The sequence below is a fragment of the Methylocystis sp. MJC1 genome (assembly GCF_026427715.1).
Taxonomy (GTDB): Bacteria; Pseudomonadota; Alphaproteobacteria; order Rhizobiales; family Beijerinckiaceae; genus Methylocystis.
The window spans coordinates 3697262-3720122 of the sequence record NZ_CP107558.1 but is presented as its reverse complement, the minus strand read 5'-3'; the positions used below and the strand labels follow the sequence as shown (position 1 = coordinate 3720122).

21 protein-coding genes are annotated in these 22861 nt (G+C 60.8%); 11 read left to right on the top strand and 10 right to left on the bottom strand.

The genetic code is table 11. The features are described from left to right. Window positions 1–4 precede the first annotated feature (4 nt). From OGR47_RS17835 to OGR47_RS17815, 5 genes are all read right to left on the bottom strand, one after another. Window positions 5–3145: an efflux RND transporter permease subunit gene (locus OGR47_RS17835; RefSeq protein ID WP_165054102.1), complete on the bottom strand. Its 3141-nt coding sequence runs from the start codon at window positions 3143–3145 to the stop codon at window positions 5–7. Between the two features lie 411 nt (window positions 3146–3556). Next, window positions 3557–4906, bottom strand: a complete 1350-nt coding sequence (locus OGR47_RS17830; protein WP_246729767.1) for a sensor histidine kinase — start codon at window positions 4904–4906, stop codon at window positions 3557–3559. Continuing rightward, on the bottom strand, window positions 4899–5624 hold the full coding sequence (locus OGR47_RS17825; RefSeq protein ID WP_246729760.1) for a response regulator transcription factor: 726 nt from the start codon (window positions 5622–5624) through the stop codon (window positions 4899–4901). The genes OGR47_RS17830 and OGR47_RS17825 overlap by 8 nt, the downstream gene beginning before the upstream one ends. 282 nt (window positions 5625–5906) lie before the next feature. Further along, complete coding sequence (locus OGR47_RS17820) at window positions 5907–7469, bottom strand: hypothetical protein (protein WP_165054286.1); 1563 nt, start codon at window positions 7467–7469, stop codon at window positions 5907–5909. A gap of 517 nt (window positions 7470–7986) precedes the next feature. Beyond that, window positions 7987–9996 carry an outer membrane protein gene (locus OGR47_RS17815; RefSeq protein ID WP_165054109.1) on the bottom strand — a complete coding sequence of 670 codons (2010 nt, stop codon included), beginning with the start codon at window positions 9994–9996 and terminating at the stop codon, window positions 7987–7989. A gap of 365 nt (window positions 9997–10361) precedes the next feature. Here OGR47_RS17815 and OGR47_RS17810 point away from each other — a divergent pair, with 365 nt between their 5' ends. Beyond that, window positions 10362–12122: an OprO/OprP family phosphate-selective porin gene (locus OGR47_RS17810; RefSeq protein ID WP_165054111.1), complete on the top strand. Its 1761-nt coding sequence runs from the start codon at window positions 10362–10364 to the stop codon at window positions 12120–12122. A 93-nt stretch (window positions 12123–12215) separates the two neighbouring features. Here the strand turns inward: OGR47_RS17810 and OGR47_RS17805 are convergent, their stop codons facing one another. The 3 genes from OGR47_RS17805 to OGR47_RS17795 all read right to left on the bottom strand — a co-directional run bounded on the left by OGR47_RS17805 (window position 12216) and on the right by OGR47_RS17795 (window position 14272). Beyond that, window positions 12216–12464, bottom strand: a complete 249-nt coding sequence (locus tag OGR47_RS17805; protein ID WP_216697930.1) for a hypothetical protein — start codon at window positions 12462–12464, stop codon at window positions 12216–12218. 231 nt (window positions 12465–12695) lie between these two features. Continuing rightward, window positions 12696–13523: an outer membrane protein gene (locus OGR47_RS17800; RefSeq protein WP_165054113.1), complete on the bottom strand. Its 828-nt coding sequence runs from the start codon at window positions 13521–13523 to the stop codon at window positions 12696–12698. Between the two features lie 182 nt (window positions 13524–13705). After that, window positions 13706–14272 carry a DUF4142 domain-containing protein gene (locus OGR47_RS17795; RefSeq protein WP_165054116.1) on the bottom strand — a complete coding sequence of 189 codons (567 nt, stop codon included), beginning with the start codon at window positions 14270–14272 and terminating at the stop codon, window positions 13706–13708. Window positions 14273–14443: 171 nt separating this feature from the next. Between OGR47_RS17795 and OGR47_RS17790 the strand changes: the two genes are divergently transcribed. The 4 genes from OGR47_RS17790 to OGR47_RS17775 all read left to right on the top strand — a co-directional run bounded on the left by OGR47_RS17790 (window position 14444) and on the right by OGR47_RS17775 (window position 16834). Beyond that, window positions 14444–14788 (top strand): ArsR/SmtB family transcription factor, encoded by a 345-nt coding sequence (locus OGR47_RS17790; RefSeq protein WP_165054119.1) that lies wholly within the window; start codon window positions 14444–14446, stop codon window positions 14786–14788. Further along, window positions 14772–15674 (top strand): SRPBCC family protein, encoded by a 903-nt coding sequence (locus tag OGR47_RS17785; RefSeq protein ID WP_165054122.1) that lies wholly within the window; start codon window positions 14772–14774, stop codon window positions 15672–15674. Before OGR47_RS17790 ends, OGR47_RS17785 begins: the two co-directional genes overlap by 17 nt. Before the next feature lie 240 nt (window positions 15675–15914). Next, window positions 15915–16328, top strand: a complete 414-nt coding sequence (locus OGR47_RS17780) for a VOC family protein (RefSeq protein WP_165054125.1) — start codon at window positions 15915–15917, stop codon at window positions 16326–16328. 29 nt (window positions 16329–16357) lie between these two features. Beyond that, entirely contained in the window at window positions 16358–16834 is a 477-nt protein-coding gene (locus tag OGR47_RS17775; RefSeq protein ID WP_165054128.1) for a VOC family protein, read from the top strand. A gap of 47 nt (window positions 16835–16881) precedes the next feature. Here OGR47_RS17775 and OGR47_RS17770 read toward each other — a convergent pair whose 3' ends face one another. Further along, entirely contained in the window at window positions 16882–17304 is a 423-nt protein-coding gene (locus OGR47_RS17770; RefSeq protein WP_165054130.1) for a cupin domain-containing protein, read from the bottom strand. 187 nt (window positions 17305–17491) lie between these two features. Here OGR47_RS17770 and OGR47_RS17765 point away from each other — a divergent pair, with 187 nt between their 5' ends. The 3 genes from OGR47_RS17765 to OGR47_RS17755 all read left to right on the top strand — a co-directional run bounded on the left by OGR47_RS17765 (window position 17492) and on the right by OGR47_RS17755 (window position 18418). Next, window positions 17492–17749, top strand: coding sequence for a hypothetical protein (locus tag OGR47_RS17765; protein ID WP_165054132.1), 258 nt, complete (start codon window positions 17492–17494; stop codon window positions 17747–17749). Window positions 17750–17868: 119 nt separating this feature from the next. Then, window positions 17869–18087, top strand: coding sequence for a hypothetical protein (locus tag OGR47_RS17760; protein WP_165054134.1), 219 nt, complete (start codon window positions 17869–17871; stop codon window positions 18085–18087). An 85-nt stretch (window positions 18088–18172) separates the two neighbouring features. Beyond that, window positions 18173–18418 carry a hypothetical protein gene (locus tag OGR47_RS17755; protein WP_165054135.1) on the top strand — a complete coding sequence of 82 codons (246 nt, stop codon included), beginning with the start codon at window positions 18173–18175 and terminating at the stop codon, window positions 18416–18418. 80 nt (window positions 18419–18498) lie between these two features. On the opposite strand, the gene OGR47_RS17750 is transcribed toward OGR47_RS17755, so the two are convergent. Further along, the gene (locus OGR47_RS17750) at window positions 18499–18819 is read right to left on the bottom strand and encodes a hypothetical protein (protein ID WP_165054137.1); all 321 of its coding nucleotides are present in this window, start codon (window positions 18817–18819) and stop codon (window positions 18499–18501) included. A 167-nt stretch (window positions 18820–18986) separates the two neighbouring features. On the opposite strand from OGR47_RS17750, the gene OGR47_RS17745 reads away from it, so the two are divergent. The 3 genes from OGR47_RS17745 to OGR47_RS17735 all read left to right on the top strand — a co-directional run bounded on the left by OGR47_RS17745 (window position 18987) and on the right by OGR47_RS17735 (window position 22855). After that, window positions 18987–20588 carry a SagB/ThcOx family dehydrogenase gene (locus OGR47_RS17745; protein WP_165054139.1) on the top strand — a complete coding sequence of 534 codons (1602 nt, stop codon included), beginning with the start codon at window positions 18987–18989 and terminating at the stop codon, window positions 20586–20588. Continuing rightward, window positions 20585–22294, top strand: a complete 1710-nt coding sequence (locus tag OGR47_RS17740; RefSeq protein ID WP_165054142.1) for an AAA family ATPase — start codon at window positions 20585–20587, stop codon at window positions 22292–22294. Before OGR47_RS17745 ends, OGR47_RS17740 begins: the two co-directional genes overlap by 4 nt. Window positions 22295–22375: 81 nt before the next feature. Next, window positions 22376–22855, top strand: a complete 480-nt coding sequence (locus OGR47_RS17735) for a DUF421 domain-containing protein (protein ID WP_165054145.1) — start codon at window positions 22376–22378, stop codon at window positions 22853–22855. Window positions 22856–22861 lie beyond the last annotated feature (6 nt).

Sequence of the window (22861 nt, the reverse complement as noted above, 5' to 3'; positions counted from 1 at the left end):
TGGGTCACTGCTCATTGGAGGAAGCCAGCCGCGCGTGAACGAGCTTGAAGACGACAGGAACGAAGAACAGCGTCGCGATCGTCGAGCACATCAGGCCGCCGATCACCGCGCGGCCGAGCGGCGCATTCTGCTCGGCGCTGAGCGCCATGGGCGCCATGCCGATGATCATGGCGAGAGACGTCATCAAGACGGGGCGGAAGCGCGTGAAGCCCGCGTCGACGGCGGAGGTCAGCGCGTCGCAGCCCTCGGCCAGTCTGGCGCGCGCAAAGCTGACGACCAGAATGCTGTTCGCGGTGGCGACGCCCATGCACATGATCGCGCCGGTCAAAGCCGGAACAGACAGGGTCGTATAGCTCAGGAAGAGCATCCACACGATGCCGGCCAGCGCCGTCGGCAAGGCGCAGACGATGACGAAGGCGTCGAGCCACGACTGGAAGTTCACGACGATCAGCAGATAAATGAGTACGATCGCCAGAGCGAGGCCGGCAAAGAGCTGCGCGTAAGCGGCGGTCATGGTGGAAACCTGACCGCGCATGACCACGGTCGAACCGGGGGGAACCTGCTTGACTGTATCGTCGAGGATCTTCTGTATGTCGCCGGAAATGGCGCCAAGGTCTCTTTCGTGAATGCCCGCGTAGATGTCGATCGCCCCCTGGATGTTGTAGTGCGACACAACGGCGTTGCTCTGGCTGCGTTTGATATCGGCAATGCCCGCCAGAAGCTGCGGCCCCTTTGCCGATGACACGGGCATGGTCTGCAGTGCGCTCAAGCTATCGAGCCACCTTTGCGGGGTTTGCGCGACGATCGGGTAAGAAACGCCGTTCTGTGGATTGAGCCAGAAGGTCGGCGCCGTTTGAAGGCTGCCCGCGAGGTTCACTTGCATCGCGGTCGTGACGTCGCGCTCGGTGAGACCAACGTCCAAAGCGATCGAACGATCGACATCCACATTCAGCGTGGGCGCGTTGAAGGCCTGCTGGATTCGCGGATCGGCAACGCCCGGAACCCGAACGATCTTCTTGTAGACGTTCTCGATATAGGCCCGGTTGGCCGCGAGCTTGTTGCCGCTGATCTGAACGTCGATCGGCGACGGCAAGCCGAAATTGAGAATTTGAGTGACGATATCGGCGGGTAGGAACGCGAAAGAGGTCGACGGAAACAGCTTGGGCAGCCGTTCACGCATGGCCTCAATATACTGATCCGTATTGCGCTCCTGCCCCTCCTTCAGCGTGACGAGCAGGTCCGCGTCGCTAACGCCGATCGTTCCAGAATTTCCATAGGCGAGATTGATGCCGCTGATCGACAGGCCGATGTTGTCAACGATGGATTCGAGCGCTTCTGGGGGAATGATCCGGTGGATGGCGCGTTCGATCCTGTCGCACAATATCGCCGTGTCCTCGATACGCGTGCCGGTCGGCGCGCGAATATGAAGCTTCATCTGCGCGGCTTCGACGGTGGGGAAGAAATTCTGCCCCAGGAAAGGCGTGAGAGCGAAAGACGCGACAACGACGGTGAGGAACGTCACGACGAAGCGTTTGGGGTTTAGCATCGCTACCGACAGCAACTGCTTGTAGCGGAATCTCACAGCCTCGAAACGATGCTCGAAGCCACGCTGGAATCTCACCAGAGGGTTTCGGCTGGGCGGCGCGCCCTCGCCATGGTGCGCCGGGGCAGCGAGCAAGTAGTGAGCCAGGGTCGAGACGAGCGTGCGTGAAAGGACATAGGAAGCGACCAGGGCGAAAAGCACGGCTTCGGCCATCGGCCTGAAGAGATAGCCCGCGACGCCGCCCAGGCCGAACATCGGCAGGAAGACGATGCAAATGCTGAGCAGCGAGACCGTCGCCGGAATGACGATCTGGCGGGCGCCGTCCATGATGGCGTCCTCGATCTCCTTGCCCTGCTCGAGATGCCAATTGATGTTCTCGATGGTAACGGTCGCGTCGTCGACAAGAATGCCCACGGCGAGCGCCAAGCCACCGAGAGTCATCACATTGATCGTTTCGCCGAGCGCCGACAGCGCGGCGATGGAGGCGAGAATCGCGAGCGGAATTGAAATGACGATGATGAGCGTCGAGCGCCAGCTGCCGAGGAACAGCAAAATCATCAAGCCGGTGAGGGCCGCAGCCGTCACGCCCTCGGTGATAACGCTGCTCACCGCGGAGTTGACGAAGAGAGATTGATCGCCGACCGCCGCCAGCTGGATTTCCGGCGGCAGCGACTCGCGTATCTTCGGCAGAAGCGATTTGACGCCGTTAATGACGTCTAGCGTCGAGGCGGCGCCGGATTTCTGGATGGTCATCAGCACCGCCGCGCCGCCATCGACGCGCACCATATTGGTTTGCGGTGGACTGCCATCGTGAACGAAGGCGACATCCCGAATATAAATGACCGTCGCATCCGCCTCCTTGATCGGCAAATTATTGAGCTCGGCAATTTGCTTGGGCGCGTCGTTCAGAGCGACGACATATTCATAGACGCCGATCTTCTGCGTGCCGACCGGCGTAATGAGGTTCTGGCGCGCGATCGTGTCGACGACATCCTGCGCGGAAAGCCCGTAGGACCGCAATTTTCGCGGGTCGATGTCGACCTGCACCTGACGCACTTTGCCGCCATAAGGCGACGGCACGGCGGCGCCGGCGACGGTTGCGAGCTGTGGTCGAATGAAGTTTTGCCCGTAGTCGAAAAGCTGCGTCTCGGACAGCGTTCGGCTCGACAAGGCGAGCTGAATCACGGGCACGCTGGAGGCGTTGAAGGTCAGCACATAGGGCGGCGTGATTCCGGCCGGCAGAAATTTCAGGACGGTCTGAGACGCCGCAGTGATCTGCGCCAGGGCGCTTTCGACTTTCACATTCGGCTGAAAGTAGACTTTTACGACGCCATATCCCGGCAGGGATTGCGACTCGATATGCTGAATATCATTGACCGTCGCGCTCAGCGCGCGCTCGTAATAATAAATGACGCGCCCCGACATGTCGTCCGGCGGGAGGCCATTGTAGGTCCAGACCACGCTGACGACAGGTATGCCGATATTGGGAAAAATATCCGTCGGCGTTGCGATCCAGGCCTTCACCCCGAAGATCAGAATCAGCATTGCCATGACGATGAACGTGTAGGGCCGCCGCAGCGCGATCCTGACGATGGCAAGCATTCTCTAGCTGCGCTCCTGAGTTTTCCGGTCGAAGCCGTAGGCTGGAGTTTACGCGTTTTCCGACTTCAGCCGCTTTCGCCGACGCCTGAGTAGCTTAGCGAGGCTGCTCGCGACATTAAAATTTCTTTTAGACAGCGCGACCTAAGCTTTTGGTCGGCTCGAAACGACAGACCTTTCGCTTTGATTTAGCCAGAATTGAACCAGCCCAATAGCCGCCTAGCCCGCTTTACGTGCGCGCCTACGTCATTTCCAACAGAAATATGTGGTTAGGCGTCCTTTGCAGTCGCCCTATAAACTCTCTGCCTTGTCTATAATCAGACTATACTGATGGCGGCAGAGGCTGTTTCACAAAGGTTGAAACGGAAATCATTTTGGTCCTTTGTCATAACGCCGGCCATGCGCCAGACCAGTTCAGGAAAAGCAACGAATTTCAAGAGCGCACCCCGGAGCGCCATCGCAGATTTCCACGTGGAATCGGTGGAGCTTCAGGATCGCGGCAACCAATGTAAGCCCCAGCCCCGTGCCAGGGACATCTCGGCTTTGACTACACCGATAAAACCGTTTGAAAACGTCATTGCGATGTTCTCGCGGTATTCCCGGCCCCGAGTCATGAATCTGTATGACGGGCCCCTGGGCAGAGGCGACGAGATTTAGCTGAATCTCCCCGCCATTTGGCGTGAATTTCACAGAGTTATCGATGACGTTTGCGATTGCCTCGATCAGGAGATCCCTATCACCTATGACAGAAGCCGTGCGGCTTGCGCTCAGGGTAATTCGTATATTTTTATTTTCGGCGAGCGGCTCATATAATTCAGCAACTTCCTGCAAGATTTCCTGCAAATCAATCTCGCAAAACTGATTGCTGTTTCGGCCGGCCTCCAATTGAACCAGCCGGAGCATCGCAGTGGTTATCGCAAGGGTCTGATCCAGACCCGTAATCGCGCGTTCGATCAGCTCCTGTGCATCTGGGGGAATCTCTTCGCATCGCTGCGCGTGCTCGAGATGCGCACGAACGCGGGAAAGGGGGGTTCTCAGATCATGGGCGATGTTGTTGCCGACGTTTTTAAGCTCGTAGACCGCATATTCGAGCTCAGACAGCATGTCGTTCACAGCCTTTGCAAGCTGGTCCAACTCATCCTTCGCCGCGCTCACGGGAAGACGCCGATGCAGACGCCCGCCCTTGATGTCATTCAGGCATTGCTGCGCCGTTTTGAGTCGCCGGTTCATATACTGGCTGAATATCGCGCCGGTGACGATCGAAAGCAGCGACAGCGGCAGCACGCCGAGCACAAGCGCTTTCTTCACCGTTTCTTCGAGGTTGACCACTTGCGTGGCGTTGCGCGCAATAACAAGCATCCGCCCGTTGGTCAGGCGGTTCGCAACCATGATGACCTGGATCCGCCCGGCGCCGCCTCCCTCTTGCCCGATGCTTTCGATAAGATGCGATCTTCCGTCGATCGGCAGATCGGGAGGGATGTCGCGTAGGTCTCCCCTCAAATAGGCGCCGTTGCTTTCGAACAGCCCCGAAGCGCTCAGCCTGAATGTCTCGTTAAATGCGCGGTCGCCAGGCTGAAGCCGCGCTTGGTCGGATTGATAGACAGAGAGCGCGGAGCCCTGCAATTCCAGAAGAGCCTCGATTCTTTCAATTTCATCGGCCGCCGCCTTCCAATATACGAATAAAAATAAAACTGAGCTCGAGACAATAAATACCGTCGCGTAAATGAGCGTGCGCCGGAAGCTCGGCCACGAAACCTTAAGCATCTTGATCAAGAACGTACCCTTGTCCTCGTATGTTTCTGATCAGCGCAGCGCCATGATGCGCCTCCAGCTTCTGCCGAAGCTTGCTTATGTGCACATCGACGACATTGGTCTGAGGTATGAACTTATATTTCCAGACCTGCTGCAACAGCATATTCTTCGTAATAACTTGGCCAGGCCTTTCCATAAAATATTGTAGTATTTGAAACTCGCGCTTCGACAGCTCGATTCTATTGCCGTTGAAGATGGCGATGCGTTCGAGAAGGTCCAGCGCGAGGGGGCCTGCCTGCAATATTGTCTGAGACGTGAGCGCCGGTCGCCTCAGCAGCGCCTCTGTCCGCGCGCCCATTTCGGCGAAGCTGAAAGGTTTTATCAGATAATCATCTGCTCCTGCCTCGAGCCCGAGGACTCGCTCGTTCACGTCGTCGAGGGCGCTGATGATAAGGACGGGCGTCGAGATCTTGGCCGATCGTAATGATCTGATAATTGTAAGACCGTCGACCTCCGGAAGCATTCGATCGAGTATCAACACGTCGAAATGCGCTTCCATTGCTTTTTCGATTCCTGCCGATCCCGTCCTGGCGTAAGCGACGCCATATTCGCGCCTGCGCAGCTCCTTGATGATGGCGGAAGACAGCTCGGGATCGTCCTCGATCAAAAGTATGTTCGGCCGCATGGCGTCCTTTGCGCCATCATCGAAGGCGGTTTCGAGACCGTCCACGTTGTTTTCCTCGTCACGCATTGAAAATGACCGCAGGCGGGCGCGCATCCACTACTGAGGAAGCCATACGCTGCTTGCTACGATCCTCTCATGTCATTTCCGCTCGAGCAGCCCGCATTGGGGTTGTCATTCACGGCGGGCTGAAAGCCCGGCCGGGAATCCAGAGCCACAAGAGCGCTGGTCTTGCTCTGGATTCCCGATCGCTCGCTCCGCGAGCGTCGGGAATGACAATGAACCGACCAAGCGGATTTCTACCGCCCGGCGAGCTGCTTCTTTACGCTACTATTTCGTCAGCGCGGGAGTTATTGCAACCGGACCGTCGAAGGGATAGTAGCGCAGGCTCGTATAAACCATGTTCTCGGTCCCTCGCGGCGTCGCGCCGAAGCCGGCAAAACCATCCCTCACCGTATAGGAATATTGCGCGCCGGCTCTGATTCTTCCGAAGGGGCCCTGATAAAGCGTGTGCCAGATGCCGCCGGTGATCTGGCGCAGCGACTTGGTCTGGCCCGCGCAGGGGAAGAGAGGCGTGCCCAAAGCGACGCCGGCGGCGGTCGCGGCGTCGTTTTCGAGCCCGCAACCGGAGTTGTCGTAGAGCGGATTGCCGTAGCCGCCGACCATAAGCGTCCGCCCGACCGTGGCCCATTGCGGCCTCTTGCCGGCGAATTCGCCGCCCGCGAAGGCGTAGACCTCCGTCTGAGCAGTGGGGTGCAGAATCAGACCCGCCATCGCAAGACGCTCGGAGACGAGCTGCGGCGCGCCCGAGAGCTGAAAGGTGGCCACCGGGAGCTGGCCCGCGCCGTAATTGCCGATGCCGTTACCGATCATGCCGGAAAACTGGAAGTCGAGCAGTTTCGGCATCAGCTGGACAACGACGCCGCCGCCCGCGCCGCCGCCCCACTGGCTGTGGTTGCCCCCATAGGCTCGGTCGGTGACGTCGCGCAAAAGTCCGAAGCCCTCGACATGGATCTTGCGCTCGGCGAGCTCGCCGTCCCAGGCAACCTTGCCGATCATGTCGGGCATGCGGGTGAAGGGATAGGTATTGAGCCCGTTGAAAAGGCCGCCCGCCGCCGGCGCCGACAAGAGCAAGGGCGCGCCGATGAGCGGCAGAGACGTCGTGCCGAAAGGCGTGCTCCCCGGTAAAGCGAAAGTCGCGGAGGTGCTTTCAATCGAGAACGCGGCCCAGAACTGCTTGTTGAAATCCTTGGTGATGCGGAAGCCGGGCGTTCGCGCCCAGACATAGCCGGGCAGGTATTGGTGGTCGATCGTCAGGGGTTGCAGAGAGGTGTCGGGTCGGATGCCTACGGAGTTCATCGTCACGAGCGACCACATCTGGCCAGCCGCGACATGCAGCCCGTATTCGTCGAAGTCGACGTTGCCGTAAGCCTGACGCAGGCGAAGGTTATAGGAGTTGCTCTGATTGGAGTTGGCCGTCTGTGCGGCGCCGAGGAAGTCGACCTCGCCGAAAGCCATGATATGTGTCTGCTTATCGATATCCGCCCGGATCATGAGATTCGGGCGCGACGGACGCGCAGTGGCGCGCCACTCCGTTTCATGCGCGCCAGGCATAAAGCCGAAGGGAATGTTCTGAAACGGGGTGTTATTGTCGGCGCCCATCCAATGGCTGCGATAGACGCTTTCCGCTGCGAAGAACCCGCCGGGCGTTATCTCGAGACCCTTGAAGTAAAAGTGATCGGGGCCCGGAAGCCCGGCCGCCGCCGCGGTCTGAGCGCTCGCGGGCGGGGCGGCGCGCGCCTGCTTATCGGCTTTGGCCGCGCGCGCCTGCTGGCTGACCTTGGCCTCGAGCAGTTTCAGCCGCGCCTTCAGCAGGCGAATCTCCTCGCTCATGCTGTCGGCGCCAGCCGGAACAGCCGCCAGAGTGACCGACGCTCCCAAAAAGGCGGCAAACCCATGAGCGCGTTTTGCAGACCGCATGATCATTCTGAACCTCGAGAAAATGCCAAGGAAAAGGTGCGAAACGCTCCTGCCTCGCTCGGCGCGATAACGCCAAGAATAAGAAGCAGTTCGAGATCGAGCCCTCCGGCCGCAGCAAGCGCGGACTATTCCACTTTGTCACGCGCCTGCAAAGATTGCCTGCTAACGAGAAAGGCCAAGCTCCGTTTCAATTTCCAGTTTAGAGTTTCGGTACTTCGACAATTTTTGCCTGTGTTTCCGCTTGATGTCCCTTCCATAAAATTTGAAAGCCGCTCGTAGCGGGAGGATCGGTGCGGACGTTCCGGGGCGTTTTAGTTTTCAGCGCCGCGAGCGTCCCCGCAGAATCGACAAAGCCGCCCAAAGGCGGCTCCGTCTTGTTTTGACAATTTAAACATTGGCGAGGCGCGCTGTCTTAGAGCAGCGCCCTTGCTCAGTATTTTGCGACGAGAGGTTCGGCGGCGCCCCAGTTGAGATGGTAGTTGAGGCCGGCGCGAACGATATTTCCATTGAAAGGCGCAGCGTAGCCCGCGCTGGAGATGCCTGCCTTGCTGCCATAGAACAACGGGCCGATATTCGCAGTGTTGGCCGTGCCCAGATCATAACGAAGATATTCGGCCTTGACGCTCCATTTCGGAGCGAACATCCACTCGACGCCGGCGCCAGCCGCCCATCCAAGCCGCATATCGATATAACCGAACAAGCCGTTGTTGCCGACGCCGAAGTTGAGCGCGGGCGCGATGCCCGGGGTGAAAAAGGTCGGGTTGAGAATGGCTTCGCCGAAAGCGAGGCCGCCCGTTCCGTAGAGCAGCGCGGTTGGCGTAACGAGATAGCCCAAGCGGCCGCGGACAGTGCCGAGATTATGCTGATTGCGTTGCGCCTGGACAAAAGTGAGAGCGGTCGGCGGTCCCTGCCACGAGTTCACGGTGCTATTGCCGACGGTCAGGCCCTGAAGATCCGCCTCCACGCCGGCAACCGCCTTCTCGTGGGGCTGATAGTTATAGCCGACCTGGGCGCCGCCGATGAAGCCCTGGCTGTTCAGGCTGATGCTGGACGGCAACGCGCCCCTGGCCCAAAGCGAAGCGAATCCTCCGGAGCCGGTATAGGTGAAGTTCGTATCGGTGTCGCCGGCCCAAGTGTAGCCGCCGTTGACGCCGAAATAGACGCCGCCCCAAGGAGCGACCGGCGAAGCAACCGCAGCGACCGCCGGCCCCTTGAATATGCCAGGCGCGGCCGCCACAACGCTCGGGCCCGTTTCGCCGAGTTTCCACCGCAGCGCCATGCCCGCCTGCCAAGCTCTCGCCAGCTGCGGTCCGTTGAGATTCTGATAGACCGGAACGCCGCCTTCCAGGCCAACCGAAAAGCCTGGCGCGCCGAACAGCTTTCCGTCGATCTCCGCGCCGCCGTAGATCTCGATTCTCTTGCCGCCGTAGAAGTTCGGATTGGCGCTCTGGAGCTTGCCGACCATCCACCAATCGTTGCCGACGATCGGGCTCTGGATGTTGAAATTGACGCGAGCCGTGGTCGTGAAGCCGGGAAACCAGGTGTATCCGCCCCAGGCGTTCAGCTCCTGATAGTTGCCCCACATATAGCCTTCATTATTGACCCCGAGCGGCAGACGGGCGCGATAGGAAAGGCCCCAGGACCAAGGCGCAATCGTGCCGGCGTAGAGGACGCCGGGCAGCAGGTCGAACGTGCCGGTTCCAGATTGCATGCCGTAGAAGGCGCGTCCGATACCGTAAGCTCCTGCCGGTTGCAGCAGGGCGCCGCCTTGATTGTAGGTGCTGCCGGTCGGGAAGGACATTCCCAGGTTGAATTTGAGCCGGTGAATCGGGTCCTGATAGGCGCGCCATATGATCGTAGCCGACGTGTCCTCGAGACTGTCCGTGCCGGGGAAGCTCATGCCGCGCGGAATGAGGTTCGACGATCCATAGAAGGTCATCAGGTGGGAGTGCTTCTGCACCAACCCCGCCGCCAGGACGATCGAAAAGTCCTTGGACAGCCCATAGGCGAGCGTCATCGTCTCCGACTGGATGAATTGGTACTGCGGAACGACCCGCAGATTGGATGCAAATGGGGCCCAGTACCAAGGAGTGGTCGAGACGATATATTGCGACGAAACATTCTTCGTGCCGATGAGCGAATTGGCGTTGGTCACGAATCGCGGAATGATCGAGAGCGTCGCTCTGCCGGGTTCGGGCATGTTGTCGCCGAAAACCGCGAGCGGGACCGGCGCAGACGACGGCGGCGCCTCCACGGGCGCGACGGGAGGCGAAATCGGCGACTGGGCGGCGTGCGTGATCGGCTTCACGACGCGGCGAGGAGCGGGCTTGTCAACCGCTTGCGCCGCTGTGGAAGCGGCGCTCAAACCGCCGACAGCGAGCGCGATGCGGAGGGTACGATCGGCAATCCGGTTATATCGAGCCTTGGACCTGTTACGCATTTTCATAAATTCCTGAGCGTGTTCGCGCCCAACATTCGAATGAGCGGTGTGTCTGAGGCGCATTCGACGCCCCAGACGCGTTGAGCGTTGTGCTGTCATTATATATTGCGATGGCGGAAGCTCAACGGCGCAAAAATCTTGTAGACAAACATGTTTTTCATTGTGACCGAGATACAACACATGATTATTTATTCGGCGTGCCGGCTAAACTTCAATCGCAATGGTTCAATGATCGGCTTCTGGAATAGGCAATCTGATCTGAGTCTAAGCTCGACTTGGAAAGGCTCGAGTGAAAGTTTGCTACACAGAATAAGTTTAGACATATACTGGCAATAATTCCGAAGGTCGGAGCAGGGGAACAAGGCATGTGCGGTAGCCGCAAAGCGTATCTCGTCCTGGGCGTCGCCGCGGTCGCTCTCTGGCCGAGCGTCAGAAACGCAAAAGCAGCCGACGACGCCGATATCCGCCTGCTGAAGGCGCGCATCGCTCAGGTCGAAGAAGCGAATCGGCTACTCAAGGAGCAGTTGCAGAGGCTCGAGTCCAAGATCGGCCGTCGAAATCCGCCGCAGGCCGCAGCAAAGCCCCGGATCCAAGCCGCGAAACCTACAGCTGCGCCGACCGAGGGCCAAAAGCCGGCTCCTCTGCCCATTCTCGTTAATGTCCGTAGTGGCCTGACGGTCGAAACGCCGGATCATGATTACAGCTTCCACCTCGGCGGTCGCGTGCTCGTCGACGGCGGCGGCTCGACGCTACCCGAGCGGGGATACAGCGAGCTGGTGGGAATCAACCAGGCGCGCCTGCAGGTCGAAGGCAAGGTTGCGAAGATCTGGGAATACCGGTTCCAATATGACTTCGCAGGCAACAACACGGCGCTCGTCGGCGCGCTCGGCGGCTTGCGAGACGCCTATATTCTCCTCAAACACCCGCTCTTGTCGTTTCCCTTCGCAAAAGAGCCGCTTGGCCTGCAGGTTGGAAATTTCTATGAGCCGATGGGGCTCGAACGCACCAACTCCAAAAACTTCACCTCATTTATCGAGCGCTCGCTCGCCACCGAGGTTTTCGGCCCGGCGCGCCACATTGGCGTGGGCGCTCTTCTCCATGGCGGCAATTGGAGCGTCAAAGGCGGCCTGTTCTCCACGAGCCTGGAGGATAGGGCGCTGACGCCGACTGCGGCGGTCGGCGTCCCTGCGTGGGTGAACAGCAAAGCGGGATGGGTCTCGACCGGCGGCTCGCAATATTTCGACGTCGCTGGCCGCGCCACATATGCGCTTGTTATGGAGGCCGACCGCCTTCTTCATTTCGGCCTCTCCGGGCGCTACCACCAGCCAAACAGCTCGACAGCCATCAACGACGACCGCGCTCTCGCGCCCGGTTCGAACACGGCGATGGAGTCGAATGTCTTGAAGGAAAATCTACTCGGAACGCAGGATCTTTCCTGCGGCGCGACGCCGGGCCCGAATTTGAGCGGGCCCGTCATCGCCGGGCGATGCGTCAAGAATGTCGTGAGCTATGGGGCCGAATTCGCCGGCGCCTATGGGCCATTCAGCGTCCAGGCGGAATATCTCGGCGCGGACTATCAGAGGCGCGCAGGCGCCATATTGGCGGCGAACAGGGTCGGACTTCTCGCGGGCAACGCCGCCGGCCCCTATGCGCCGGGCGGGGACCGGCTCAAGTTCCACGGTCTCTATGCCTTTGCCTCGCTGTTCCTGACCGGGGAATCGCGCGCCGAGACCTATCAGGTCTCGCGCGCAGACCCCGCGAATTTTCGGCAGATCAATATCAAGAACCCCGTAAGCGCCGGGGGGATCGGCGCCTGGGAAGTATTGGCGCGCTACAGCGCGATCAATCTGAACAACGGGCCATTCCAGGGCGCGACCTTCGCCAACCTCCTCGCCATCTCCGCCGCAACGGGCAATGCCGCGATGCGGAACGCCGTCGCAAATTCGGGCGTGCTCGGCGGACGCGAAGAGGACATCACTCTCGGCATGAATTGGTACCCCGATCCCGGCTTCCGTTTGATGTTCAACTGGACTCGGGTCGTCCGCTTGTCCGCGCCTTGGGATCGCCCTTATCTCAATGGCGCGCATCCCAACACCTTTCTCGTCCGAACGCAGGTCGATTGGTGATCTCTTCTGAGCCAGACTAAAAATCTTTTAAGAGAGACTGCTCCTTGAACGAATGAGACAGCGCGCTTTTCTTGAAGAGTGGCGTCGTAACCGTCATTCGACAGATAGCCGCGCCGAGCCGTTGGAAGGAGCAAATAAAATGACAAAACCAACGCATTTTTTTGCATTGACCTTTGCTTGCGCCGTGGGTCTTAGCCTGGCTGTCCCCGCGGCTGCGCGCGCCGACACATGCCCATGGGGAGGTGATGAATCGCAGTCGATGAAATGCTTCGACTGCATGAAGCCGGTGTGGAACGGCCAAAGATGGACGCTCAGGAACGTCTGCAGGCCGCGCGCCTTCAATGACTTCCAGCACTACGCGCGACCATAGAATCGGCAAAACCTCTCTTGGTCCCGAGGAAGAGCGTCGACGCCTTGTGGAACAGGATCGACGCCTTGTTCGAGGAGTCGCACTGAAGGAACGCGCGAGCTTGTTCGCCGCCGGCTATAAGCTTCTTTGGAAAGAAACCGCTTTAAACGAAAACGCCCGGCCGCCAGGGCCGGGCATTCCTTTCGCGGAAGGACCGAAGCGCTTCAGTAGGAGTTCAAGGAGGGAGCGCCGCCGAGGTTGAAGTGATAGTTCACGCCGGCACGCACGACATTGTATTGGGGGTGAGGGCGATTGACCGAAGTGTTGCCCAGGGTGTTGCCCAACGAGCTCTGTGCGCCGCCGCTGCTGAGGTCGGTGAAGAGATACTCGCCCTTGGCCGACCAGTTCGGCATGAACATCCATTCGGCGCCGCCGCCGGCCGTCCAACCCGTACGGGTGTTGCTGGAGCCGGTGAACTGGCTCTGAACATTGCCATAGGCGAAGCCGCCCGTGCCATAGACCAGCAGGGTCGGCGCGACCAGGAGGCCGGCCCGGCCGCGCACCGTGCCGAACCAGTTTAGGGCAACGCCGGGGTTGCCGCCAGGCGCCAGCGGAACCAGGAACGCGTTGGCCCCGGCTGGATCGGGATAGAGCGCCGTATTGGCGTTGCCGCCGGAGCGCATGCTCGTGCCCTGGAAATCAGTCTCGGCGCCCAGCACGAATGAGCCAATCTGATAATTGTAGCCGAGCTGGCCGCCGCCGACGACGCCCGCAGTCGAGCTGCCGCCCTTCGTGTTGCCTGGCAGGAGGTAAGTGGCGCCGTTCACCGGGCTGCCATACAGTGTGTAGTTGTTCGGATTGGCTCTGTTGGCGCTCCAGCCGCCGCCGAGGTTGAGGCCGCCGTAGAAGCCGGTCCAGGTCATCACCGGAGGCGGGGGCGGCGGGACATAGGCCGGCGGCGGCGCCTTGCGCGAGGGAAGGTCGGCGGCGAACGCCGAACCGCCCATCGCCGTCGCGATCATCGCGATGGCGGCGATTTTTCCCGTCTTCATTTTTCATTACTCCGTTACGCTTGCTCAACAGGCCTCGAACGTAACGGTCGACCCGGTGCAAAGTTGGGTGAAAAAACGTTAATATCTTGCAACGCTTTAGAAGGGTCGCGCGGTTGCGCGCCTTAGGCAGAAAGGCGGGCCGTCGCCGACCCGCCTTCGCCAAACGCCCGATTTCGGAGCTCTTACATGACGCCTTCCGGCCTCTTGAGCGACTCGGCGCGCTGCAGATGGCGTTCGAGGATCGCCACGGAGTTTTGCGCGAAGTTTTTCAGGTCCGGATTATCCGCCGAGGCCGCGTAATCCTGGAAGAAGCGGATTGCTTCCTGATGGCCCTGGATCTGCTGGGTCCGGAATTCGCGGTCGAAGGCTGCGCCCGTCGCCGAGGAAAGTTGCTTGAGCTTCTGGCTGTGCTCGGCGTCGGCGGCGTTCGGAAGCTCCGCGCCGCGCGTGCTCCTCATGATGGATCTCAGCTCGTCCTGCATCTTCTGGTGATCATTGACGACCATCTTGGCAAAATCTTTGAAATCGGCCTGCTGCGCCTTGTTCTCGGCCTCCTGGCCTGCCTGGATCTCAAAATTATTGATGTTCCATGCCTTGTTCAGAAACTCCTGCGTGGTGACACGCTGCGATTGGGTCGTTCGCGCGCCGGTCGTTGGCGCTTCGCGCGTTGGAGTCTGCGTGGATTGCGCAAAGGCCGCCCCTGGCAGGGCAAGCGCAAGAAACACGCTCGTAGCGATGACAGGCCTCATCTCGATTGCTCCGTGACAGCGAGCCCCCAACGCCTAACCCGCCCTTGTTGTCTTCGTTCCTGTCCGGCGCTGCAGGCGGCAACTTTCCTTGCGCCGATCGACTGGGCGCAGTTGACGCGGCAGGGAAACCGGTTTATTAATAACTTATAAGTTATATAACTGGCTAAGAATATGCAGGACCAGCTCAGCCAAACGCTCTCCGCGCTTGCCGACCCGACCCGCCGGGCGATCCTCGCGCGCCTCGCCCAGGGCGAGGCGTCGGTCAACGAGCTTGCAGCGCCCTTTGCGATCAGCCAGCCGGCCATCTCAAAACATTTGAAGGTGCTGGAGCAGGCGGGGCTCATCAGCCGCGGTCGCAAGGCGCAGTTGCGGCCTTGCCGGCTCGAGGCGGCGCCGCTGCGCGATCTTGCCGGGTGGCTCGAGAGCTATCGGCGTTTCTGGGACCAAAGCTTCGACCGGCTCGACGCCTATTTGAAGGAATTGCAGAAAGGCGATCCCAATGGACCTCGCAACTGATGATGTTTTTTCGACGCTCGTCGTTTCGCGACGCTTCGCGGCGCCGCCCGAGATCGTCTTCGACGCCTGGTTCGATCCGAAAGCAATCGGCGCGTGGCTATTCGCCACTCCAGGGGGCGTGTCCACCCACGTTGAGATAGACGCGCGCGTCGGCGGCGGTTTTGCGATTCACGAGCAGCGCGGCGAGCGCCTTGCAACGCATTTCGGCGAATATCGGGAGATCGTTCGCCCCCGTCGGATCGTCTTCACTTTCGCCAATGACAGGGATGGCCCGAGCAGTCTCGTTACAGTGGAGATAGAAGCCGACGGCGCGGGAAGCCTCTTGACGCTCACTCATCGCCTCTTGCCGGAATGGATATCGATCAACGCCAGTGTGCGCGCCGGATGGGAGAGCATCCTCGAGGGATTGGCGCGCGTGACCGGAGAAGAAGGCAACGGCTACACGCTCGTCATGCATCGCACCTTCGATGCGCCACGACTTTTGGTATGGAAAGCATGGACGGAAGCCGACCATTTGCTCCGGTGGATGTGCCCGGCCAATTTCAACGTGCTTTTCGCCGAGAATGAACTGCGCATCGGCGGCAGGTGGCGGTCCGGCATGCGCTCGCCCGAGGGCGAAGACTTCATCCATTGCGGCGAATATGTCGAAATTGAAAAACCTTCGCGCCTCGTCTTCACCCATCGATGGGAGCGCAACAGCATCGAGCCGCAGGCGAACACAAGGGTCACCGTCGTTCTCAACGAGCGCGACGGCAAGACTGACATGATCTTCATCCATGCTGGCCTCGCCACAGTGGAATCCGCATGTTCGCACGAACACGGTTGGACGGGCGCATTCGAATATCTGGCGCGACATTCGACGCAGCTCGCGCAAGAGAGCAATTGACCACGGTGAAGGGGCTTCGGCTCGACCCGCCGCGGTTTAATACGAGATCCGTTTGATTGGTTCGGTGTCATTCCCGACGCTCGCAAAGTGAGCGATCGGGAATCCAGAGCAAAACCTGCGCTTATGTGGCTCTGGATTCCCGACCGGGCCTTCGGCCCGTCGGGAATGACAAGCCCCCAGCGAGCTGTTCAAACGGAAATGGTAAAACCTACTTATGTTTTTGAGCAAGGAGACAATGTCATGGCGATCAATCCTTATCTCTATTTCGCGGGCCGCGCCGACGAGGCGCTCGCCTATTATCAAAAGGCGCTCGGCGCAGAGCTCACGATGCTTTTGCGCTTCAAGGAGAGTCCCGAGCCCGCTCCGCCAGGCTGCATCGCGCCGGGCTGGGATGAAAAGGTCATGCACGCCAATCTGAATGTTGGCGGCTCCAACCTGAGCATATCCGATGGATGCGGCCCGGATGACGCCGGGTTCAAGGGGTTCAGCCTGACCTACACGGCGAAAGACGCCGCCGAGGCCGATCGCATATTCGCCGCGCTCGCGGATGAAGGCCAAACGAGAATGCCGCTCGGCAAGACCTTCTTCGCGCCGCGCTTCGGCATGGTGGAGGATCGTTTCGGCGTGCTCTGGAATGTGATCGTCATCGCGTGACGCGATTTACTTTGGCGGTGGAGGCGTGAATGGCGCAAAAGGTGAGAACCTGTCTCTGGTTCGATCACGAGGCCGAAGAAGCGGCGAACTTCTACGTCTCGCTCTTCCCAGATTCCCGCGTGATAGACGTCGCGCGTTATAACGAGGCCGGCCCCGGCAAGCCGGGGTCGGTCTTGATGGTGACGTTCCAACTTGCCGGCGTCGAATATCTAGCCTTGAACGGCGGACCAATATTTAAGTTCACCGAAGCAATTTCGCTTTCGGCGGACTGCGCCGATCAGGCGGAGGTCGATCGTTTATGGGAAAAGCTCGGAGAGGGCGGTTCCTATAGCCGCTGCGGCTGGCTCAAGGATCGCTATGGTCTTTCGTGGCAGATCGCTCCCTCTCGGGTCGTTGAGCTGATCAACGGCCCTGATAAAGCCGGCGCCAAGCGCGCTATGGAGGCGATGATGACCATGGCGAAGCTCGATATTGCGGCGGTCGAAGCGGCCTACAATCGTTGCTAGCTTCCTGCGAGCGCCCTCGAACGTGTTCGAGGGCGCTCGCACGCCGGTCAGGCCGTCAGCTTCGCGAAATCGTCGATGGAAATCGACGCGATGACGTTCATTTGATCGTCGAGGAGTTCGTAAAGCGCGTCGTTTTCGCCATAGATCGTGAACATCACCACTACGTCCTGATCGCCCCCGCCTTCGCGGTGAGGATCGTCGTTCGGCGGGCTCACAGTGTAGCGCCCGGTAGGCCGGATTTCTTTGAGTCGCCCGTCGGGATGATACAGACGGTGCTCTCCCTGGATAACGAAAGTTTTGTTCGTGGTTTTGTGCCGATGCAGCACGATCTGCTGGTTTGCCGCGAATTTGAAAAGCACCTGCACGATTCTGTTCTTGGCATCCGAGTCGAGTACGGAAAGCCATAAATGCTCGACGTCTCCAAAGCGTTGCCAGCGGATATTGCTGTCATCGAATCTCACTTGCGCCACGGCATTTTCTCCCTTGGATGGCGTGCAAGGCGGATCATGACCAAAGGAGACCGCGCCCGAACACGGAGAAAAACCCTACGAGGGCAGGGAAATTTGCCCGCTCCCCGCTTGCCCACGCGGTCAGGGACGACGCCGACGCGGCTGTGATAGAGTTGTGCTCGTCGGATCGTCGAAAGGACAGGAAAGCATGAGCCGCAAAGTGATCATCGCATCAGCGCTCGCCGTAGCCGTGGCGCTCTGCGGCTCCGCGTTTGGCGAGGTTCGTTTCGGCAAAAACGTTTACGTCGGCGGGCATGATTTCTCGCACCAGACCTTCGATCGAAAGCATCGCGCCGAAGTGCATCTTTACGACAATCAGTCGAAAAACGCCGGCTGCCGTTGGCAAGCCGACGGTTCTGGCGGGCGCGTGAAGCTCTGTCGGCTTCGGAGTTTGCATCGCGATTGACCACGGGCAAGCAGCCGCCCACCACGCGCCCAGCTTGATACGCTGCGACCGCGCCCCAGTTTCGTCCGTAGCGCCCTTTTAAAGGGTTGCCCTCCGGCTCCAACAGGGGATCGACCGCCATGCGCAAGCTTGTCTTGTTCTCCGTTCTATTGGGTCTCGTCGCCTTGGATCCAGCGCTCGCCCAGGGCACGAAAAAACAGCGCTCGGCGTGTGAACGCGACTCTCACAAACTCTGCGCGGAGGCGGAGCCCGACGCGATCGCCGTGGAAAAATGCCTCAAGACGCATATGCGCGAGCTCTCGCGGGCGTGCCAGCGTCAGTTCAAATCCCGCGCTTGAGGCTGAAGGAACAAGGGCTTCCCATAGTGGTTAGTGGTCATCCGCTCGCGCGGCGAGCGGATCGACTGTTGAATAGGAGAAGCCTATGCGCTCTTACATCCTTGCAATATGTACGGCGGCTTTCTTGACCTTGCCTGCGGCGGCGGCTCCGAGTGAGGCGGGAAGCGACGACGCGTCACTCCTGCAGCTCGTGCATAGTCAATATTATCGTGGCGGTCACTGGGGATCTGGCGCCAATTGCCGCGAGCTTCGTCGCGCCTGCATGTACAAGCGCGAACTCGGCGAAGAAGGCATGGGCAACTGCCAACGCTATCGCGAGCTTTGTCGATAACGGCGCCGGCGCGGGCCGACGGTAGCGGCGGCCCGCGCCGTTTTGGAAGTTATCCGAGAGACGCCGCTTTCAGGCGCTTTCTAGCCGGATGACGCTTCTCTGAGTTGCTCCGCCAGAGCAAGGGTCTCCGGCCAGCTGAGACGCGCCTCCGCGCAGCCCGAGGCGCGGACGATAACCCCGTCCTTTTCGACGCTTGCCTCGAAGTCATGGTCGCTGGCGATCGGGCTCATGTAAATTTGCCGTTCACCGCTGACGCCCTGCGCCACCGCTTCGAGCGCGCGCGCCACGATCGCCGCCTCCTGCAACGTGAAGCGCCGCGCCGGCTGCGCGGCGATGCGCAATGTCGCTAAAACGCCAAACGCGCCGTGACGATCGATGACAAGGCTGAAACTTTCCGACATAGCGGGTGCCGCCTCCCTGGCCGGCGGATATCTAATCTATTGATTTCCCAGCGTCGCCAGCGCTCCCCTCGGCCGGGCGCCCTTCTTGAATAAGAGGTTCGCCTCTTCACGAGAGAACCGCGCGCGATGCAGAACAAGTTTCGTGCCCAGCAGAACCGGCGTCCGCGATGAACGCTTATTCCGACACGCTTCCCTCCGATATTCGCGGTTATCATGTCCGCACCAAGCACGCGCCCAACCGTTATGCGCTGGGCCCGGCCTTTCTGGATTGGACCTCGCAGCCTTCGCCCTTCCGGCGCTTCGAAGGCGCGCGGCTGATCGAGTTGCCGTTGCGCCACGGGCCGGAGACGTCTTTCCCCGGTCCGGCGCGCGACCCGGCGCCCCTCGACGCCGCCGCGCTCGGCCTCTTCCTCGAGCTCGCCTTCGGCCTCAGCGCTTGGAAGACCGCGGAAGGGTCGACTTGGGCGGTGCGTAACAATCCGTCGTCCGGCAACCTGCATCCGACCGAAGCTTACATTCTGGCGAATGCGCTTGAGGGCGTGAGCGAGACGGCCGGGCTCTATCATTATGCGCCCCTCGAACATGGCCTCGAAGAGCGCGCGCGTTACGAGGCGGCGGAAGCGGTCCCCGGCGGCGGCTTCCTTCTGGCGCTCAGCGCCGTTCCCTGGCGTGAGTGCTGGAAATATGGCGAGCGCGCCTATCGCTATTGCCAGCTCGATGCGGGGCACGCCGTCGGCGCCGCCGCTCAAGCCAGCGCGGGACTCGGCTGGCGCGCGCATGTTTTCGCAGCGCTCGCCGATGAAGACATCGCCACTTTGATAGGTCTTGATCGAAGCGACGCCTTTCATCGGCGCGAGGAAGAACACCCCGACCTCTTGCTGTGGATCGCGACCTACGGCGCGCCGCCGCCTGCAATCGACCTTGGCGGCTTGCTGCTGAAGCCGCGCGCATTCCACGGCGCCGCCAATCGGCTCAGCGAGGATCACGACGGCTGGCCGCTCGTCGATCGCGCTGTCCGTCTTTGCCACAAGGCGGCCTCGACCGCGCCGGAGCCGCCGCCCACGCTGCCGGCCCCGTCGATCGATGGCCCGGCGATCGGCGAGGTGGTGCGTCGGCGCCGCAGCGTCCAGCGCATGGATGGCGCCTCCACCCTGCCGCTCGAAACCTTCCGCCTCACGCTCGCCGCGACGCTGCCCGGCGCCGAGCCGCTGATGAGCGCTTTTCCTTTTCCGCCGCGCTTGTCGCTCGTTTTTTACGTCCATCGCGTCGAGGGGCTGGAGCCGGGCCTGTATCTCCTCGCGCGCGACGGGGAGATGGCGGCGCGGCTGCGCGCGGCCAGCCACGCCGATTTCGACTGGGCGCCTGTCGATCTCGTCGGCGTTCCGCTCTTTCGCTTGCGCGCCGGCGCGCATGAACGCGAGGCGACGAAATTCGCCTGCCTTCAGCCGATCGCCGGCAAGGGCTGTTTCGCCGTCGCGATGATCGCCGATTTCGACCGCGCGCTCGCAGAGGAAGGCGCCTTCGCCTATCGCCGCCTCCATTGGGAGGCGGGGCTGATCGGACAGGTTTTCTATCTCTGGGCGACGGCCGCCGGGCTCGCCGGCACAGGCATCGGCTGCTTCTTCGACGACGAGGTCCACGCCATGCTTGGCCTCGCCGCGGGCGAAACGCAATTCCAGGACGTCTATCACTTCACGGTCGGCGGGGCCGTCGAAGACACGCGCATTTTGACCCTTCCTCCCTATCCCGAAGAGCGGCGCCGGCCATGAATATCGAAATCGAAAGAAATCATGTCGAAGCCTTGATGGCGCGCTTTCCGGCGCAGGCGGGGCTCGCGAGTCAATTGCGCTTCAGCGACAGAGTCGAGGTCGACCTCAGCCATCTTACGAGCGAGGAGCTGGATTTTCTCGAAGAGCGCTACAAGGAGTCCGGTCCCGAGCTGCGCGCCCGCGCGGCGCAGCTTTCCACGCTGCGCGCCGCGCTGGTCTCGCAGGACAAGCGCTTCCAGAACGGCGAGCTCGAGGACGTCCTTCCGGCGCTGGTGCGTTATCTGACGACCGATCCGATCCATGGCTGGCTCTTTACGGCGAGCATCGCGTCGAAGCCGCTGCCCTATCTCATCATGCGGATCGATTATGTGCCGGCTTCCAACGACGAGGCGGGCAAGATCCTCATCGAGCTGAAGGCCAACGCCAAGGGAACGCTGCAGTCGAACGTCATCCGCATCATGGTGGCCGATATCGTCGGGCGAACGATCAGCGAAATATTGGCGGCCAGGGGTTTCCTGCGTGAGACGGCGGAGTTGATCGAGGCTTTCGAGTCCTCGACGGAAACCTATTTCGAATGGCGCGGCCGTTACGGCCAGCAGTTCAGCGGCAAGGGCGTCGGCTTCCACGCGGAAGACCCCAACGCCACCCATCGCGACACCGATTGGGCGCGCAAGGACATTATCGTTCTCTCGACGAGCGGCGGCGAGGCGCGGCTCGTGAATGACGAGGGCGTGCTGACGAACCGCAGCCTCACGCTGGAGGCGCCCGGCGACATTCTCGGGCATTTCCTGCGCAAGGCCGGCAAGAGCAATCGTTTTGCGGCTGAGGATGAAATCGCCGAATTGCGCGCGCAGATCCCGGAAGGGCTTTTCACGCGCATCCCGGTGCATCCTTACATACTCATGTTCCACCTCGACCTGCATCACCATCTCTGGGTACATGTCGACGAGATGCGGCCCTATCAATATCAACCGGCGCTGAAGCAAAAGCTCGTCCTGCCGCCCGAGCAGACCGATCTTATCGACATTCTCACGGCCGAAATGGACGTGCTGATGGACGACATCGTGCAGGGTAAGTCGGGCGGCACCACCGTGCTCTGCGCCGGGCCGCCCGGCGTCGGCAAGACGCTGACCGCGGAGGTCTATTCCGAGATCATCCAGCGTCCGCTCTACCGCGTGCACTCGGGCCAGCTCGGCCTCAATGTCGCGGCGATGGAAGCCTCGCTGAAGGAAATTCTCACCCGCGCGCAGCGTTGGGGCGCGGTGATGCTGATCGATGAGGCGGACGTCTATATCAAGCGACGCGACGACAATATGGCGATGAATGCGGTCGTCGGCGTCTTCCTGCGGGTGCTCGAATATTTCAACGGGCTGCTGTTTCTCACGACCAACCGCGTCGACGACATAGACGAGGCGATCGTCTCGCGCTGCATCGCGCTCATCCGCTATTATCCGCCCGACGCCGACGCCAAGCGCCGCATATGGCGGGTCATGGCGGAGCAGTTCGGCCTTGCGATCGACGACGCGCTGATCGACGATCTGGTGCGCGTCTTCCCACAGGCGACAGGCCGCGACATCAAGGGCCTCGCCAAGCTCGTCGCCAAATTCTGCCACCAGAAGAATGCGCCGCCTGATCTGAGCGCCTTCCAGCGCTGCGCCATCTTCCGGGGTCTGGACGTAGCGCCCCTTGACGCAAAGGCGGCCTGAGTAGCCCGCGTCAGCATGGCGCGGCGGCAGGAATTGCGCCGCGCCGGCGCTATTTATTCGGGCATCACTCGGAGTGAGGCGATGACGCTCGACGATATTTTCGGAACGCAAAACAACGTCTCAGCTACGCAGGAATGCGCGCGGGCGGCCCTGATCTTCTTTTATGGTCTTGCGGTCATCCGCCTCTCGGGCCGTCGCGTTTTCGCGAAATGGTCGGCGCTCGATGCGATCGTCTCCGTCATGGCGGGATCGAACCTCAGCCGGGCGCTGACCGGCGGAGCGCCGCTAAGGGGAACGCTCGCGGCCACGACGCTTCTCGTCGCCTTGCATTGGAGCCTGGCGCGCTTGACGGTCCTGTTCCCGCGCATGTCCTGGCTGGTGGAAGGCGCTCCTGTGCCGCTTCTGGAAGATGGGATTGTAAAGGAGCGGATTCTTCTTCGGCAGGGCGTCAGCCGCAACGACCTCGGCGTTGCGTTACGTATGCAGGGCCTGGAGAAGGAGACGGAGGCGCGCCGTCTGATGCTGGAGCCGAACGGCAAATTCTCCGTGCTCAAACGCTGACGCGCG